Genomic DNA, 18545 nt, shown 5'->3' with positions numbered 1-18545 from the left:
ATCATAACTTTTTGTTTCTTTGTAACGTAAAAATTTGAGCATGGAATACGCAAATAATATATTAGAAACTATTGGTAATACCCCTTTAGTAAAGTTAAATTCAGTAACCAAAGAAATAGATGCTTTGGTATTAGCAAAGGTAGAAACCTTTAATCCAGGGAATTCTGTAAAAGATAGAATGGCTTTAAAAATGATTGAAGATGCTGAAGCAGATGGTCGTTTGAAACCTGGAGGAACCATTATAGAAGGAACTTCTGGAAATACAGGTATGGGATTGGCATTAGCAGCTATTGTAAAAGGCTATAAGTGTATTTTTGTGATTTCAGATAAGCAATCGAAAGAAAAAATGGATATTTTACGCGCTGTGGGTGCGGAAGTTATTGTTTGTCCAACAAATGTTGAACCAGATGATCCAAGATCTTATTATTCAGTTTCTAAAAGATTGGGAAAAGAGACCCCCAATTCGTGGTATGTAAATCAATATGACAATCCATCAAATACCATTGCTCATTACGAACAAACAGGCCCTGAAATATGGAAGCAAACAGATGGTAAAATTACACATTTTGTGGTGGGCGTAGGTACTGGAGGAACCATATCAGGAACTGCGAAATATTTAAAAGAACAAAATCCGGCAATAAAAATTTGGGGAGTTGATACCTACGGCTCGGTATTTAAAAAGTATCACGAGACTGGTATTTTTGATGAAAATGAAATATACCCGTACATCACTGAAGGAATAGGAGAGGATATCTTACCTGAGAATGTTGATTTTAGTTTAATTGACGGTTTTACTAAAGTAACGGATAAAGACGCCGCAATCTACACAAGAAAAATAGCGAAAGAAGAAGGGATTTTTGTTGGAAATTCTGCAGGATCTGCCATAAAAGGTTTGTTACAATTAAAAGATGAATTTACACCAGATGATGTGGTGGTTGTTTTATTCCACGATCATGGTAGTCGTTATGTAGGTAAAATGTTTAACGATGATTGGATGCGAGATAGAGGGTTTTTAGAAGAAGAAATAACCACTGCAGAAGATTTAGTTAAATCACATATAGATAAACCATTAATATCGGTTCAAACAGAAGAGCTTGTATCACATGCAATTGAAAGAATGCGTAGCTTTAAAATATCACAAATTCCTGTAAAGGATGTTCATGGTTTTGTTGGTTCGATAGATGAATCAGGATTACTACATAGTTATCTTGAAGATAAAGATATAGCTAATAAGCCTATAAAAGAAGTAATGGGTACAAAATACCCTATGGTAGATAAAATGGCTTCGATAGATCAAGTATCTAAGCTTATAACAAAAGAAAATCAAGCAGTACTGGTAGATTTAGGAAATGGAAAGTATCATATCGTTACTAAATACGATATTATTAATGCGATCTAAGCTCATAAAGTATATGATTATACCAAATCTTAGGTGAAGTTACACATGCATTTTCTGGCTGTCATATTTGTGTTTTATACCGATGGTTATTATACTAGTGACGTAATAGAGAGAATTTAGCGGGAAATTTTATGACCTATAGATAGGTATTTACAAAAAATAATTATAGTTGGTAAATTAACATCAGAATTAAGTTGTGTTAAAAACCTAATAAAATCCCATAAATTTGTGTAATGAAAAGGAAATATATGGTGATTTTTTGAACCGAATATTATTTTGTATAGTGGGGTGTTATTATAGCGTCCCACTATTTTTTTTGATATTAATTCTTCTAGTTTATTTTTCAAACTAGCTCGAATCCCTATAAATTAATTCATAGTATGATAGATGTCTTTACTTTCTGACAAGCTTTATTCTATAGGGCTCCATAAACCAATAGACTGTGTCCTACCATAGAGGTTATACGATTTATAGATACATATTTCGTGTATAGGTATTGAATTATTTTAAGTTAGTTTAAGGCATAAAACTTTAGCATAGCCAAGCTATGGTTAAGTTTTATAACGCAAAAATAGCTACAAAAGAAATATATAGATATGCAAAATATTTATTTGTAAATCGTATTAATCATTTTAGCGTCTGCTTTATCTGTTTTGTTTTTTTTTAATTCATTTGCATAAATCGTTTTATACGCAATAGATTTACAAAGGATACAGCAATAGAGTTACTGTGTAAAAATGTGGCTAATTGTAAATGATACATATTTGTTGCCTCCATAATACATAAATTACCTTTTTGGTATAATTTCAGCAAGTTTTTTTAAGCCTTCTTGATGATATAGAGTTTAAATCATATTAAGTCCTTATAACGTGTGGTTTAAAGTAATATAAATACTTTTTAATTTGCTAAACAAGCTTATTAGTAGTACATTGTCATCGAAAAGACTAAGAAATATAAGTTGGATTAATAATTAATATAGCTTAAACCCCTAAATGCAATGAAAAATATACTTTTCAAAACTTTCATACAACATTTCAAAGTATAGTAATTAGATGTAACAACATCTCGTACTAATACTATGACCCTACTTTCAAACTACAACTACTTTTTTCTGTAAACAAAGCAATACTTCTATTTAAAAAATAAAAGTATAAACTATGAATACAGTTTATTAAAAAAATAATTTCAAAATGCAAAACCCTACAATTGTTACATTTTAGGGAAAGGTAATTAAGATATAGAGTATAAGTAAAATAACTAAATATATTATGATTTGTGATTTAATTTTTTTGAAATCCTCTTGCAAAAAGAGGAAATTAAAGCTAGGCGAGATACACTTTTTCTTTAAACACATTAAACCTTAAAATATATATGGGTTTTAGTGACACTTAAAATCAATAGACTCAACGATAAAATTACCTGTAAGTAAAATTCTAAATATCATGTTAAACATAAAAATAAAAAATAACGTAAAAGGTTAATTATGACAAAAACAAATACTAGAATAACACACATCCCCTTGCTATTTTTACTGCTGTTTTGCGGAGGTCTAGCTATAGCGCAATCTCCAGGAGGGGTTTCTGGAAACCTATCGCTCTGGCTTAAAGCTGATGGCGATATTTATAGTAGTGGTACTATCCAAGCGACCAATGGTCAAGATGCTAATATATGGGTAGACAATTCTACTAATGGTTTTAATGCTACCGATGGTGGTAATCCTAACCGACCTACCTTTGTGTCGCAAGGACAAAACTTTAACCCAACAGTTAATTTTGGGGCTGGAATACATACTACGGGATTTAATCTCGGGGCCAATTATATTTTTGCTCCTGCAGCTAATGGAGGGCATCATATCTTTGCAGTAGTAAAGCCTACTCAAAGTGGACCTCGAAAATTTATCTACGATTTCGGACTATATGCAGCTGCAAATTTAGGACTAGGTTTAAGTACCAGTCAAGGAGTTTTGGCCGAAGGAGGTACTAATGATGAGCCCTTAGTTTCCCCTAATGCAAATGGGGTTTTGGTAGAAAGTGATATTAATTTTGGTGGAAACGCGACTTTGTTAATAGATGCAGTCTCAGCTCAATCAAATACCACGTCATTTTCTGAAGTTACGGCAGCTACTGTGACTGAGTCAGCCTCTGCAGCCTCAAATTCCGGTCCAGTTACAATTGGTCGCCAGGCAAAAAATTCCCAGCTGAACAGTAATGGCGGGCGTCGTTTTTTTGGTGATATTTCAGAAATTGTGGTATATAATGCAGCACTATCAGCGTCACAAGAACAACAAATCAGATCGTACCTTGCACTCAAATACGGAATAACTCTTAATAGCGGTGCTACTGCCTATTTAAACAGTTCGGGTATCCCTGTTTATGAAGTAGATACTACCTATGGTAGCGACATTGTCGGTATTGGTAGCGACAGTGGTACTGCGTTAAATCAGCAGATTTCTAAATCCGTTAATGCAAGTGCTATTCTTACCGTATCTACCGATACCGATTTTGCTGCAGCCAATGGTATGCATGCACCATTAACTGATGGGGAGTTTGTAGTATTTGGTAATAATGGAGCGCTTACCACAGACACCTCTTCTATGGAACTAGGTGGTACTATGGGTGAACGTATCCTAAGAGAGTGGAAAGTAAAACGCAGTAACCATACAGGAAGCGTTAATCTACAATTTGCAGGTTTTGATGATACCTATTCTTTATTTGTATCTGACAATCCAGATTTCTCTGTCGGCACAGTAACCAGAGTAGATTTCCTTAATGCCAGTGGTCAGATTACCTTAGATAATACCCAATTACCAGATGGTGCTTATTTTACTTTAGGAAAAATAGAATTAACGATTACCGGTCTAACAGGAAATAATAAGGTATATGATAATAATACGAGTGCCACAGTTTCTGGTGCACCAGCTCTAAGTGGCGTAATTGGTGCAGACGATGTGAGTTTATCTGGCGTACCTACCTTTACCTTTGTAAGTGAAAATGCAGGTACAGGAATTGCGATTACTACAGCAGGATATACCCTAGGAGGAGCTAATGAAAGTCGCTACGTATTAACCCAACCGAACTTAACAGCAGATATTTCAACGGTAGCACTTACCATTACAGGGCTTACGGGAGATAATAAAGTATATGATGGTACCACGACTGCTACGGCAAGTGGTTCTGCAGCTCTAAGTGGCGTAATTGGTGTAGAGGATGTGAGTTTATCTGGCGCACCTACCTTTACCTTTGCAAGTAAAGATGTAGGTACAGGAACTGCGATCGCTACCACAGGATATATGTTAACTGGTACAGATGCTGGGAATTATACCTTAACCCAACCTAGCCTAAGTGCTGATATTACAACAAAAGCACTAACTGTTACGGCAACAAATCAGGATAAAGAATATGGAACTACTTTAACTGGTGGAGTTGACTATACCGAGTTTACATCGGTAGGTTTGGAAAATAGTGAAACTATTGGATCAGTAACCGTAGCGTATACAGACGGAGAAGCTTTAGCAGATCCTAAAGCTACGTATACAGATGCTATCGTTATATCAACAGCAACAGGAGGAACGTTTACCACTAGCAATTATAACATTACTTATGTAGCTGCTGATTTAATCGTAGTAGATAATATTTTATTAGTAAATATTGGTACTGATGCTGCCAATGGTGATAATACCAATACAGCTATGGTAACAGCAGCACACTTAAATGCTTTACCGACTGTTAGTGGCGCGATTTCAGCCAATGAAGCAGCCTATTTAGCAGCAATAGCAGCTAATGAAGGAGGATTATTAAGTAACCCAGCTACAGAAGCAGAAGTTCAGGCTATGATTAATACTGTTAATTTATTAGTTAACATCGGAGCAGAAGCTGCCAATACTGCTTCTACAGCAGCATTTACAGAAGAACATTTTAACGCGATATTTCCTGCTCTTACTAATTACGAGAGTAATAACCTAGAATCTTACAACGAATATATCAATGCTAACCCTAGTGCGTTTAATAGCCCTGCTACACAAGCAGAAGTACAGGCCATGATTAATCAAGTCAATGCCAATGAAACCTTATTAGTAAATATAGGTATTGATTCTTCTAATGGTACTAATAGCAATACGTCTACTGTAACAGCAGCACACTTAAATGCTTTACCGAATGTTAGTGGTGCGATTGCAGGTAATGAAGCAGCCTATTTAGCAGCAATAGCAGCTAATGAAGGAGGATTGTTAAGTAACCCAGCTACAGAAGCAGAAGTTCAGGCTATGATTAATGCTGTTAATTTATTAGTTAACATCGGAGCAGAAGCTGAGGATACTGCTTCTACAGCAGCATTTACAGAAGAACATTTCAACGCGATATTTCCTACTCTTACTAATTACGAGAGTAATAACCTAGAATCTTACAACGAATATATCGATGCCAACCCTGAAGCCTTTAGTAGCCCTGCTACACAAGCAGAAGTGCAGGCCATGATTAATCAAGTCAATGCCAATGAAACCTTATTAGTAAATATAGGTATTGATTCTTCTAATGGTACTAATAGCAATACGTCTACTGTAACAGCAGCACACTTAAATGCTTTACCGACTGTTAGTGGTGCGATTGCAGGCAATGAAGCAGCCTATTTAGCAGCAATAGCAGCTAATGAAGGAGGATTGTTAAGTAACCCAGCTACAGAAGCAGAAGTTCAGGCTATGATTAATACTGTTAATTTATTAGTTAACATCGGAGCAGAAGCTGAGGATACTGCTTCTACAGCAGCATTTACAGAAGAACATTTCAACGCGATATTTCCTGCTCTTACTAATTACGAGAGTAATAACCTAGAATCTTACAACGAATATATCGATGCCAACCCTGAAGCCTTTAGTAGCCCTGCTACACAAGCAGAAGTGCAGGCTATGATTAATCAAGTCAATGCCAATGAAACCTTATTAGTAAATATAGGTATTGATTCTTCTAATGGTACTAATAGCAATACGTCTACTGTAACAGCAGCACACTTAAATGCTTTACCGACTGTTAGTGGTGCGATTGCAGGCAATGAAGCAGCCTATTTAGCAGCAATAGCAGCTAATGAAGGAGGATTGTTAAGTAACCCAGCTACAGAAGCAGAAGTTCAGGCTATGATTAATACTGTTAATTTATTAGTTAACATCGGAGCAGAAGCTGAGGATACTGCTTCTACAGCAGTATTTACAGAAGAACATTTCAACGCGATATTTCCTGCTCTTACTAATTACGAGAGTAATAACCTAGAATCTTACAACGAATATATCGATGCCAACCCTGAAGCCTTTAATAGCCCTGCTACACAAGCAGAAGTGCAGGCCATGATTAATCAAGTCAATGCCAATGAAACCTTATTAGTAAATATAGGTATTGATTCTTCTAATGGTACTAATAGCAATACGTCTACTGTAACAGCAGCACACTTAAATGCTTTACCGACTGTTAGTGGTGCGATTGCAGGCAATGAAGCAGCCTATTTAGCAGCAATAGCAGCTAATGAAGGAGGATTGTTAAGTAACCCAGCTACAGAAGCAGAAGTTCAGGCTATGATTAATACTGTTAATTTATTAGTTAACATCGGAGCAGAAGCTGAGGATACTGCTTCTACAGCAGCATTTACAGAAGAACATTTCAACGCGATATTTCCTGCTCTTACTAATTACGAGAGTAATAACCTAGAATCTTACAACGAATATATCGATGCCAACCCTGAAGCCTTTAGTAGCCCTGCTACACAAGCAGAAGTGCAGGCCATGATTAATCAAGTCAATGCCAATGAAACCTTATTAGTAAATATAGGTATTGATTCTTCTAATGGTACTAATAGCAATACGTCTACTGTAACAGCAGCACACTTAAATGCTTTACCGACTGTTAGTGGTGCGATTGCAGGTAATGAAGCAGCCTATTTAGCAGCAATAGCAGCTAATGAAGGAGGATTGTTAAGTAACCCAGCTACAGAAGCAGAAGTTCAGGCTATGATTAATGCTGTTAATTTATTAGTTAACATCGGAGCAGAAGCTGAGGATACTGCTTCTACAGCAGCATTTACAGAAGAACATTTCAACGCGATATTTCCTACTCTTACTAATTACGAGAGTAATAACCTAGAATCTTACAACGAATATATCGATGCCAACCCTGAAGCCTTTAGTAGCCCTGCTACACAAGCAGAAGTGCAGGCCATGATTAATCAAGTCAATGCCAATGAAACCTTATTAGTAAATATAGGTATTGATTCTTCTAATGGTACTAATAGCAATACGTCTACTGTAACAGCAGCACACTTAAATGCTTTACCGACTGTTAGTGGTGCGATTGCAGGCAATGAAGCAGCCTATTTAGCAGCAATAGCAGCTAATGAAGGAGGATTGTTAAGTAACCCAGCTACAGAAGCAGAAGTTCAGGCTATGATTAATGCTGTTAATTTATTAGTTAACATCGGAGCAGAAGCTGAGGATACTGCTTCTACAGCAGCATTTACAGAAGAACATTTCAACGCGATATTTCCTGCTCTTACTAATTACGAGAGTAATAACCTAGAATCTTACAACGAATATATCGATGCCAACCCTGAAGCCTTTAATAGCCCTGCTACACAAGCAGAAGTGCAGGCTATGATTAATCAAGTCAATGCCAATGAAACCTTATTAGTAAATATAGGTATTGATTCTTCTAATGGTACTAATAGCAATACGTCTACTGTAACAGCAGCACACTTAAATGCTTTACCGACTGTTAGTGGTGCGATTGCAGGCAATGAAGCAGCCTATTTAGCAGCAATAGCAGCTAATGAAGGAGGATTGTTAAGTAACCCAGCTACAGAAGCAGAAGTTCAGGCTATGATTAATACTGTTAATTTATTAGTTAACATCGGAGCAGAAGCTGAGGATACTGCTTCTACAGCAGCATTTACAGAAGAACATTTCAACGCGATATTTCCTGCTCTTACTAATTACGAGAGTAATAACCTAGAATCTTACAACGAATATATCGATGCCAACCCTGAAGCCTTTAGTAGCCCTGCTACACAAGCAGAAGTGCAGGCTATGATTAATCAAGTCAATGCCAATGAAACCTTATTAGTAAATATAGGTATTGATTCTTCTAATGGTACTAATAGCAATACGTCTACTGTAACAGCAGCACACTTAAATGCTTTACCGACTGTTAGTGGTGCGATTGCAGGCAATGAAGCAGCCTATTTAGCAGCAATAGCAGCTAATGAAGGAGGATTGTTAAGTAACCCAGCTACAGAAGCAGAAGTTCAGGCTATGATTAATACTGTTAATTTATTAGTTAACATCGGAGCAGAAGCTGACGATACTGCTTCTACAGCAGTATTTACAGAAGAACATTTCAACGCGATATTTCCTGCTCTTACTAATTACGAGAGTAATAACCTAGAATCTTACAACGAATATATCGATGCCAACCCTGAAGCCTTTAGTAGCCCTGCTACACAAGCAGAAGTGCAGGCCATGATTAATCAAGTCAATGCCAATGAAACCTTATTAGTAAATATAGGTATTGATTCTTCTAATGGTACTAATAGCAATACGTCTACTGTAACAGCAGCACACTTAAATGCTTTACCGACTGTTAGTGGTGCGATTGCAGGTAATGAAGCAGCCTATTTAGCAGCAATAGCAGCTAATGAAGGAGGATTATTAAGTAACCCAGCTACAGAAGCAGAAGTTCAGGCTATGATTAATGCTGTTAATTTATTAGTTAACATCGGAGCAGAAGCTGAGGATACTGCTTCTACAGCAGCATTTACAGAAGAACATTTCAACGCGATATTTCCTACTCTTACTAATTACGAGAGTAATAACCTAGAATCTTACAACGAATATATCGATGCCAACCCTGAAGCCTTTAGTAGCCCTGCTACACAAGCAGAAGTGCAGGCCATGATTAATCAAGTCAATGCCAATGAAACCTTATTAGTAAATATAGGTATTGATTCTTCTAATGGTACTAATAGCAATACGTCTACTGTAACAGCAGCACACTTAAATGCTTTACCGACTGTTAGTGGTGCGATTGCAGGCAATGAAGCAGCCTATTTAGCAGCAATAGCAGCTAATGAAGGAGGATTATTAAGTAACCCAGCTACAGAAGCAGAAGTTCAGGCTATGATTAATGCTGTTAATTTATTAGTTAACATCGGAGCAGAAGCTGAGGATACTGCTTCTACAGCAGCATTTACAGAAGAACATTTCAACGCGATATTTCCTACTCTTACTAATTACGAGAGTAATAACCTAGAATCTTACAACGAATATATCGATGCCAACCCTGAAGCCTTTAGTAGCCCTGCTACACAAGCAGAAGTGCAGGCCATGATTAATCAAGTCAATGCCAATGAAACCTTATTAGTAAATATAGGTATTGATTCTTCTAATGGTACTAATAGCAATACGTCTACTGTAACAGCAGCACACTTAAATGCTTTACCGACTGTTAGTGGTGCGATTGCAGGCAATGAAGCAGCCTATTTAGCAGCAATAGCAGCTAATGAAGGAGGATTGTTAAGTAACCCAGCTACAGAAGCAGAAGTTCAGGCTATGATTAATACTGTTAATTTATTAGTTAACATCGGAGCAGAAGCTGAGGATACTGCTTCTACAGCAGCATTTACAGAAGAACATTTCAACGCGATATTTCCTGCTCTTACTAATTACGAGAGTAATAACCTAGAATCTTACAACGAATATATCGATGCCAACCCTGAAGCCTTTAGTAGCCCTGCTACACAAGCAGAAGTGCAGGCTATGATTAATCAAGTCAATGCCAATGAAACCTTATTAGTAAATATAGGTATTGATTCTTCTAATGGTACTAATAGCAATACGTCTACTGTAACAGCAGCACACTTAAATGCTTTACCGACTGTTAGTGGTGCGATTGCAGGCAATGAAGCAGCCTATTTAGCAGCAATAGCAGCTAATGAAGGAGGATTGTTAAGTAACCCAGCTACAGAAGCAGAAGTTCAGGCTATGATTAATACTGTTAATTTATTAGTTAACATCGGAGCAGAAGCTGACGATACTGCTTCTACAGCAGTATTTACAGAAGAACATTTCAACGCGATATTTCCTGCTCTTACTAATTACGAGAGTAATAACCTAGAATCTTACAACGAATATATCGATGCCAACCCTGAAGCCTTTAGTAGCCCTGCTACACAAGCAGAAGTGCAGGCCATGATTAATCAAGTCAATGCCAATGAAACCTTATTAGTAAATATAGGTATTGATTCTTCTAATGGTACTAATAGCAATACGTCTACTGTAACAGCAGCACACTTAAATGCTTTACCGACTGTTAGTGGTGCGATTGCAGGTAATGAAGCAGCCTATTTAGCAGCAATAGCAGCTAATGAAGGAGGATTATTAAGTAACCCAGCTACAGAAGCAGAAGTTCAGGCTATGATTAATGCTGTTAATTTATTAGTTAACATCGGAGCAGAAGCTGAGGATACTGCTTCTACAGCAGCATTTACAGAAGAACATTTCAACGCGATATTTCCTACTCTTACTAATTACGAGAGTAATAACCTAGAATCTTACAACGAATATATCGATGCCAACCCTGAAGCCTTTAGTAGCCCTGCTACACAAGCAGAAGTGCAGGCCATGATTAATCAAGTCAATGCCAATGAAACCTTATTAGTAAATATAGGTATTGATTCTTCTAATGGTACTAATAGCAATACGTCTACTGTAACAGCAGCACACTTAAATGCTTTACCGACTGTTAGTGGTGCGATTGCAGGCAATGAAGCAGCCTATTTAGCAGCAATAGCAGCTAATGAAGGAGGATTATTAAGTAACCCAGCTACAGAAGCAGAAGTTCAGGCTATGATTAATGCTGTTAATTTATTAGTTAACATCGGAGCAGAAGCTGACGATACTGCTTCTACAGCAGCATTTACAGAAGAACATTTCAACGTGATATTTCCTGCTCTTACTAATTACGAGAGTAATAACCTAGAATCTTACAACGAATATATCGATGCCAACCCTGAAGCCTTTAGTAGCCCTGCTACACAAGCAGAAGTGCAGGCCATGATTAATCAAGTCAATGCCAATGAAACCTTATTAGTAAATATAGGTATTGATTCTTCTAATGGTACTAATAGCAATACGTCTACTGTAACAGCAGCACACTTAAATGCTTTACCGACTGTTAGTGGTGCGATTGCAGGCAATGAAGCAGCCTATTTAGCAGCAATAGCAGCTAATGAAGGAGGATTGTTAAGTAACCCAGCTACAGAAGCAGAAGTTCAGGCTATGATTAATGCTGTTAATTTATTAGTTAACATCGGAGCAGAAGCTGAGGATACTGCTTCTACAGCAGTATTTGCAGAAGAACATTTCAACGCGATATTTCCTGCTCTTACTAATTACGAGAGTAATAACCTAGAATCTTACAACGAATATATCGATGCCAACCCTGAAGCCTTTAGTAGCCCTGCTACACAAGCAGAAGTGCAGGCCATGATTAATCAAGTCAATGCCAATGAAACCTTATTAGTAAATATAGGTATTGATTCTTCTAATGGTACTAATAGCAATACGTCTACTGTAACAGCAGCACACTTAAATGCTTTACCGACTGTTAGTGGTGCGATTGCAGGCAATGAAGCAGCCTATTTAGCAGCAATAGCAGCTAATGAAGGAGGATTATTAAGTAACCCAGCTACAGAAGCAGAAGTTCAGGCTATGATTAATGCTGTTAATTTATTAGTTAACATCGGAGCAGAAGCTGAGGATACTGCTTCTACAGCAGCATTTACAGAAGAACATTTCAACGCGATATTTCCTACTCTTACTAATTACGAGAGTAATAACCTAGAATCTTACAACGAATATATCGATGCCAACCCTGAAGCCTTTAGTAGCCCTGCTACACAAGCAGAAGTGCAGGCCATGATTAATCAAGTCAATGCCAATGAAACCTTATTAGTAAATATAGGTATTGATTCTTCTAATGGTACTAATAGCAATACGTCTACTGTAACAGCAGCACACTTAAATGCTTTACCGACTGTTAGTGGTGCGATTGCAGGCAATGAAGCAGCCTATTTAGCAGCAATAGCAGCTAATGAAGGAGGATTGTTAAGTAACCCAGCTACAGAAGCAGAAGTTCAGGCTATGATTAATACTGTTAATTTATTAGTTAACATCGGAGCAGAAGCTGACGATACTGCTTCTACAGCAGCATTTACAGAAGAACATTTCAACGCGATATTTCCTGCTCTTACTAATTACGAGAGTAATAACCTAGAATCTTACAACGAATATATCGATGCCAACCCTGAAGCCTTTAGTAGCCCTGCTACACAAGCAGAAGTGCAGGCCATGATTAATCAAGTCAATGCTAATGAAACCTTATTAGTAAATATTGGTACTGATGCTTCCAATGGCGATAATAGCAATACGTCTACTGTAACAGCAGCACACTTAAATGCTTTACCGAATGTTAGTGGTGCGATTGCAGGCAATGAAGCAGCCTATTTAGCAGCAATAGCAGCTAATGAAGGAGGATTGTTAAGTAACCCAGCTACAGAAGCAGAAGTTCAGGCTATGATTAATACTGTTAATTTATTAGTTAACATCGGAGCAGAAGCTGACGATACTGCTTCTACAGCAGTATTTGCAGAAGAACATTTCAACGCGATATTTCCTGCTCTTACTAATTACGAGAGTAATAACCTAGAATCTTACAACGAATATATCGATGCCAACCCTGAAGCCTTTAGTAGCCCTGCTACACAAGCAGAAGTGCAGGCCATGATTAATCAAGTCAATGCTAATGAAACCTTATTAGTAAATATTGGTACTGATGCTTCCAATGGCGATAATAGCAATACGTCTACGGTAACAGCAGCACACTTAAATGCTTTACCGAATGTTAGTGGTGCGATTGCAAGCAATGAAGCAGCCTATTTAGCAGCAATAGCAGCTAATGAAGGAGGATTGTTAAGTAACCCAGCTACAGAAGCAGAAGTTCAGGCTATGATTAATACTGTTAATTTATTAGTTAACATCGGAGCAGAAGCTGAGGATACTGCTTCTACAGCAGCATTTACAGAAGAACATTTCAACGCGATATTTCCTGCTCTTACTGATTACGATAGTAATAATTTAGAATCTTACAACGAATATATCGATGCCAACCCTGATGCCTTTAGTAGCCCTGCTACACAAGCAGAAGTGCAGGCCATGATTAATCAAGTCAATGCTAATGAAACCTTATTAGTAAATATTGGTACTGATGCTTCCAATGGCGATAATAGCAATACGTCTACTGTAACAGCAGCACACTTAAATGCTTTACCGAATGTTAGTGGTGCGATTGCAGGCAATGAAGCAGCCTATTTAGCAGCAATAGCAGCTAATGAAGGAGGATTGTTAAGTAACCCAGCTACAGAAGCAGAAGTGCAGGCTATGATTAATACTGTTAATTCATTAGTTAACATCGGAACAGAAGCTGACGATACTGCTTCTACAGCAGCATTTACAGAAGAACATTTCAACGCGATATTTCCTGCTCTTACTGATTACGATAGTAATAATTTAGATGCTTACAACGAATATATCGATGCCAACCCTGATGCCTTTAGTAGCCCTGCTACTCGAGCTGAAGTACAGGCAATGATTGATGCTGTTAACACCAATCAAACCTTATTAGTAAATATTGGTACTGATGCTTCCAATGGCGATAATAGCAATACGTCTACTGTAACAGCAGCGCACTTAAATGCTTTACCGAATGTTAGTGGTGCCATTGCAGGCAATGAAGCAGCCTATTTAGCAGCAATAGCAGCTAATGAAGGAGGATTGTTAAGTAACCCAGCTACAGAAGCAGAAGTGCAGGCTATGATTAATACTGTTAATTTATTAGTTAACATCGGAACAGAAGCTGACGATACTGCTTCTACAGCAGCATTTACAGAAGAACATTTCAACGCGATATTTCCTGCTCTTACTGATTACGATAGTAATAATTTAGATGCTTACAACGAATATATCGATGCCAACCCTGATGCCTTTAGTAGCCCTGCTACTCGAGCTGAAGTACAGGCAATGATTGATGCTGTTAACACCAATCAAACCTTATTAGTAAATATTGGTACTGATGCTTCCAATGGCGATAATAGCAATACGTCTACTGTAACAGCAGCGCACTTAAATGCTTTACCGAATGTTAGTGGTGCCATTGCAGGCAATGAAGCAGCCTATTTAGCAGCAATAGCAGCTAATGAAGGAGGATTGTTAAGTAACCCAGCTACAGAAGCAGAAGTGCAGGCTATGATTAATACTGTTAATTTATTAGTTAACATCGGAGCAGAAGCTGACGATACTGCTTCTACAGCAGCATTTACAGAAGAACATTTCAACGAGATATTTCCTGCTCTTACTAATTACGACAGTAATAATTTAGATGCTTATAACGAATATATCGATGCTAACCCTGATGCCTTTAGTAGCCCTGCTACTCGAGCTGAAGTACAGGCAATGATTGATGCTGTGAATGCTTCAGAATCTGTATTAGCTAACATCGGAACAGAAGCTGACGATACTGGTTCTACAGCAGCATTTACAGAAGAAGATTTCAACGCGATATCTCCGGCTCTTACTGATTACGATAGTAATAATTTAGATGCTTACAACGACTATATCGATGCCAACCCTGATGCCTTTAGTAGCCCTGCTACACAAGAAGAAGTTCAGGCCATGATTGATGCAGTGAATGCACTGTTTAATACAGATTCTGATGGAGACGGTATATCTGATGGAGATGAAGGAGATAAGGATACAGATGGTGATGGGATTCCTGATTATCAAGATCAAGATGATGATGGTGATGGTATCCCAACAATTGACGAAGATCAAGATGGAGATGGAAATCTATTAAATGATGACTGTGATAATGATGGTATTCCTAACTATTTAGATTCGAACCCTTGTGGTATAACTAGCGTTCCAGCATCTTTTTCTCCTAATGATGATGGAATTAACGATACATGGGTAATACCAGGTATAGAATTTTACCAGGATAATGTAGTTAAAATATATAATAGATGGGGAGCTTTAGTATTTAATGCAGAAAATTATCAAAATGATTGGAATGGAGTTTCTAATGGTAAGCGTGTAATTGGACAAGGAGATACCTTACCTGTGGGCTCATATTACTATATTATAGAACTTAATAATGGTAGTACACCATTAAACGGATGGATTTACATTAACTATTAAATGATATTTAAAAAAGAGGGTAAGAAGTCTCCTTACCCTCTTCTTAAATTACAACAACAAAAAATACTTAAAACATGAAAAAATTACATTATATATTTTTTGTACTATTCTTATCATTTATAGTACAAGCTAATGCCCAACAAGACCCTCACTTTAGTTTATATCAATACAATAGAAATATAATTAATCCAGCTTATGCAGGCGTAAGCGGAGATACTGAGTTTTTGTTTGGTGTACGGAATCAATGGATTAAAATTCAAAATTCACCACAAATACTTAACTTTAACGTTAATTCTCCTATTATGAATAATTTAGGGGCAGGTTTAACTATTGTTTCCGATAAAGTATTTGTGTCATCTGAAACACATTTGTATCTTGATTTTTCTTATAGGTTAAAGCTTTCAGAAGAATTGGATTTATTTCTAGGATTAAAAGCAGGAGGTAGTTTTATTAATATAGATTTAGCAGGATTATCTAGCGATGATCCTTTATTTGCAGAAAATGTTAATAATTTTACACCAAATGCAGGTGTTGGATTCTACCTACAAGGAGAAAAATATTATGTATCTGTTTCTGCACCTACTTTATTTAAAGCTGATAGATATGAAAAAGATGGTTTAGTGCCTATTATGGCATCAGATGAAATACATTTTTATGTTGGAGGAGGCTATGAATTTACTTTGAATGATCAATTTACTCTAAGGCCTTCTTTATTATCAAGATTTGTGTCAGGTGCTCCAGTATCAATAGATTTATCGTTGTCAACTATGTTTAGAAAGAGATTTGAATTAGGAGCTAATTATCGTTTAGATGATAGTTTTACTGGTTTTTTAACTTTTGAGTTTTTAGATTCTTTTAGATTAGGATATGCTTTTGAAAGGGATACTTCAGATATTAGTCAATTTAGTGGTAGTACTCACGAATTAATCCTGAAAATTTTTTTTAATAATAAAAGTAAAAAAACTTCTAGAGGAAAACGATATATAAGCTTTTAAATAAGGTATTTTACTGAAAAATAGATGTATAGCATACCCATTTAATTATACGCCATTAGAAAGTTAAATTGGTATAAGGTAATCTCTATTAGAAATTATGACAAATAGGCTCCAAAATATTTGGAGTGTCCTGTAAAATATAGGATTGTAGAAAGTTAGAATACAAAAAGGAATATTCAAAATTTGAATATTCCTTTTTGTATTATTGGTCTTAATTATGGGGGTAAAACCCTACGATTTTATTGCAGCACTTTCAGTTATACCCGTTATTGTTTGAATTTACTGTAAAAGAAAATGGTAAATGAATTATTTGGTTTGGGTGACCAAGTATGATCATTAGGTATTGAAAGTAGATATACAAGAACGATGTAGGCGTTTACTAATGCAAGTTTCCGATCCAGAAAATGTATTGATTTTAAAAGGAGTTGTAAGCTCAGATCATATTCATACATAGTATAATCCTAAGCAACACATTAGCTATTTAGTAAAACAGCTCAAGTGTAGAAGTTCACCTAAGCTTCAGCAGTAATTCCGAAAGTTAAGCAATCTTTACTGGGGTAAACATTTTTGTGGAGTTGGTTATGGAGTGTGGAGTACAGGTAACAAGTTTTAAAAGTATTTTAATAAAGAAAATAGGTGTTATAGTTCTATTTCATACCGAATTTTAGGTGAAATCATTTCCTTGCATTCATGCTTGTGCTCTACCTATAGATTGGTATTTATCATAAACACTTATGATTGGTAAATGGTATAACATAAAGAAAAGGATAATTCACTAAAATAAAAAACCCACTCGCACAAGTGGGTTTTTTGTTAATCAACTAATTCAAATAATTTACACAATGAAAACAAACTTGCTGTTTGCAGTTTTTTATTTTCAAACTCTGTGCCAAAATTATAAATAATAAAATTATAATTAGTTGTTATTTGTGTATTTTGCAATTAATTAACGTTTATGTGTTAAAAAGTTAATTAATTCACAATGGTGTGTTAAGTTAGATAGCATGTTTATGTGCTTTATACGAAGAGCGCACTAAAGCACCACTCTCAACATACATAAAGCCCATTTCTAAACCTAAGGTTTCATATTTTTTAAATTGATCTGGAGTTATAAACTGCTTAACGGGTAAATGTTTTTTGGTAGGTTGTAAATATTGACCTATAGTTATAACATCTAGTCCTACGCTTCTTAAATCTTCCATGGTTTGAATAACTTCATCTTCGGTTTCTCCTAAACCTAACATCATTCCAGACTTCGTTCTCATTCCTTGTTCTTTCAGGTACTTTAAAACCCCCAAACTTCGATCATATTTTGCTTGAATACGAACTTCACGTGTTAAACGGCGAACAGTTTCCATATTATGTGATACTACTTCAGGATGAACTTTGATAATTCTATCGATCAGTTTTTCGTTTCCTTGAAAATCAGGTATTAAGGTTTCTAAAGTTGTACTTGGATTTGCCCTTCTTATGGCGTCAACGGTTTCGGCCCAAATGATAGAGCCACCATCTTTCAAATCATCCCTATCAACCGAAGTAATTACAGCGTGTTTTACTTTCATTAATTTAATGGAGCGCGCTACTTTTTCTGGTTCATCCCATTCAACCGTATCGGGTCTTCCAGTTTTTACGCCGCAAAAACCACATGAACGGGTACATACATTCCCTAAAATCATAAAAGTAGCAGTACCTTCTCCCCAACATTCACCCATGTTAGGACAGCTACCACTGGTACAAATTGTGTTCAATTTGTATTTATCTACCAACCCACGTAATTCTGTATATTTCTTACCAACAGGTAATTTTACTCGCAACCATTTTGGCTTTTTGGGTCTTTGAGGAAGCGTTACGGATTCGTTTACCATCTTTA

Annotated in this window: 4 protein-coding genes; 3 read left to right on the top strand and 1 reads right to left on the bottom strand. The window is 36.5% G+C overall.

Annotation, left to right across the window (positions count from 1 at the left end; all coding sequences use genetic code 11):
* Positions 1-40 precede the first annotated feature (40 nt).
* The 3 genes from AC2TDS_RS01960 (at position 41) to AC2TDS_RS01950 (ending at position 16675) form a co-directional block, all read left to right on the top strand.
* Complete coding sequence (locus AC2TDS_RS01960; RefSeq protein WP_484737454.1) at positions 41-1399, top strand: pyridoxal-phosphate dependent enzyme; 1359 nt, start codon at positions 41-43, stop codon at positions 1397-1399.
* 1483 nt (positions 1400-2882) lie between these two features.
* On the top strand, positions 2883-15680 hold the full coding sequence (locus AC2TDS_RS01955; RefSeq protein ID WP_484737453.1) for a DUF8202 domain-containing protein: 12798 nt from the start codon (positions 2883-2885) through the stop codon (positions 15678-15680).
* Between the two features lie 74 nt (positions 15681-15754).
* The gene (locus AC2TDS_RS01950) at positions 15755-16675 is read left to right on the top strand and encodes a PorP/SprF family type IX secretion system membrane protein (protein ID WP_484737452.1); all 921 of its coding nucleotides are present in this window, start codon (positions 15755-15757) and stop codon (positions 16673-16675) included.
* A gap of 995 nt (positions 16676-17670) precedes the next feature.
* On the opposite strand, the gene lipA is transcribed toward AC2TDS_RS01950, so the two are convergent.
* On the bottom strand, positions 17671-18540 hold the full coding sequence (lipA, locus tag AC2TDS_RS01945; protein WP_484737451.1) for a lipoyl synthase: 870 nt from the start codon (positions 18538-18540) through the stop codon (positions 17671-17673).
* Between the last annotated feature and the right edge of the window lie 5 nt (positions 18541-18545).

This window comes from Tenacibaculum profundicola, assembly GCF_057220795.1.
The sequence above is the reverse complement of the archived record's forward strand: the minus strand, read 5'-3'. Positions and strand labels throughout refer to the sequence as shown.

Coding starts and splice junctions, on each gene's coding strand:
- AC2TDS_RS01960 (WP_484737454.1), top strand. CDS start 41: ATGGAATACGCAAATAATATATTAGAAACTATTGGTAATACCCCTTTA.
- AC2TDS_RS01955 (WP_484737453.1), top strand. CDS start 2,883: ATGACAAAAACAAATACTAGAATAACACACATCCCCTTGCTATTTTTA.
- AC2TDS_RS01950 (WP_484737452.1), top strand. CDS start 15,755: ATGAAAAAATTACATTATATATTTTTTGTACTATTCTTATCATTTATA.
- lipA (WP_484737451.1), bottom strand. CDS start 18,540: ATGGTAAACGAATCCGTAACGCTTCCTCAAAGACCCAAAAAGCCAAAA.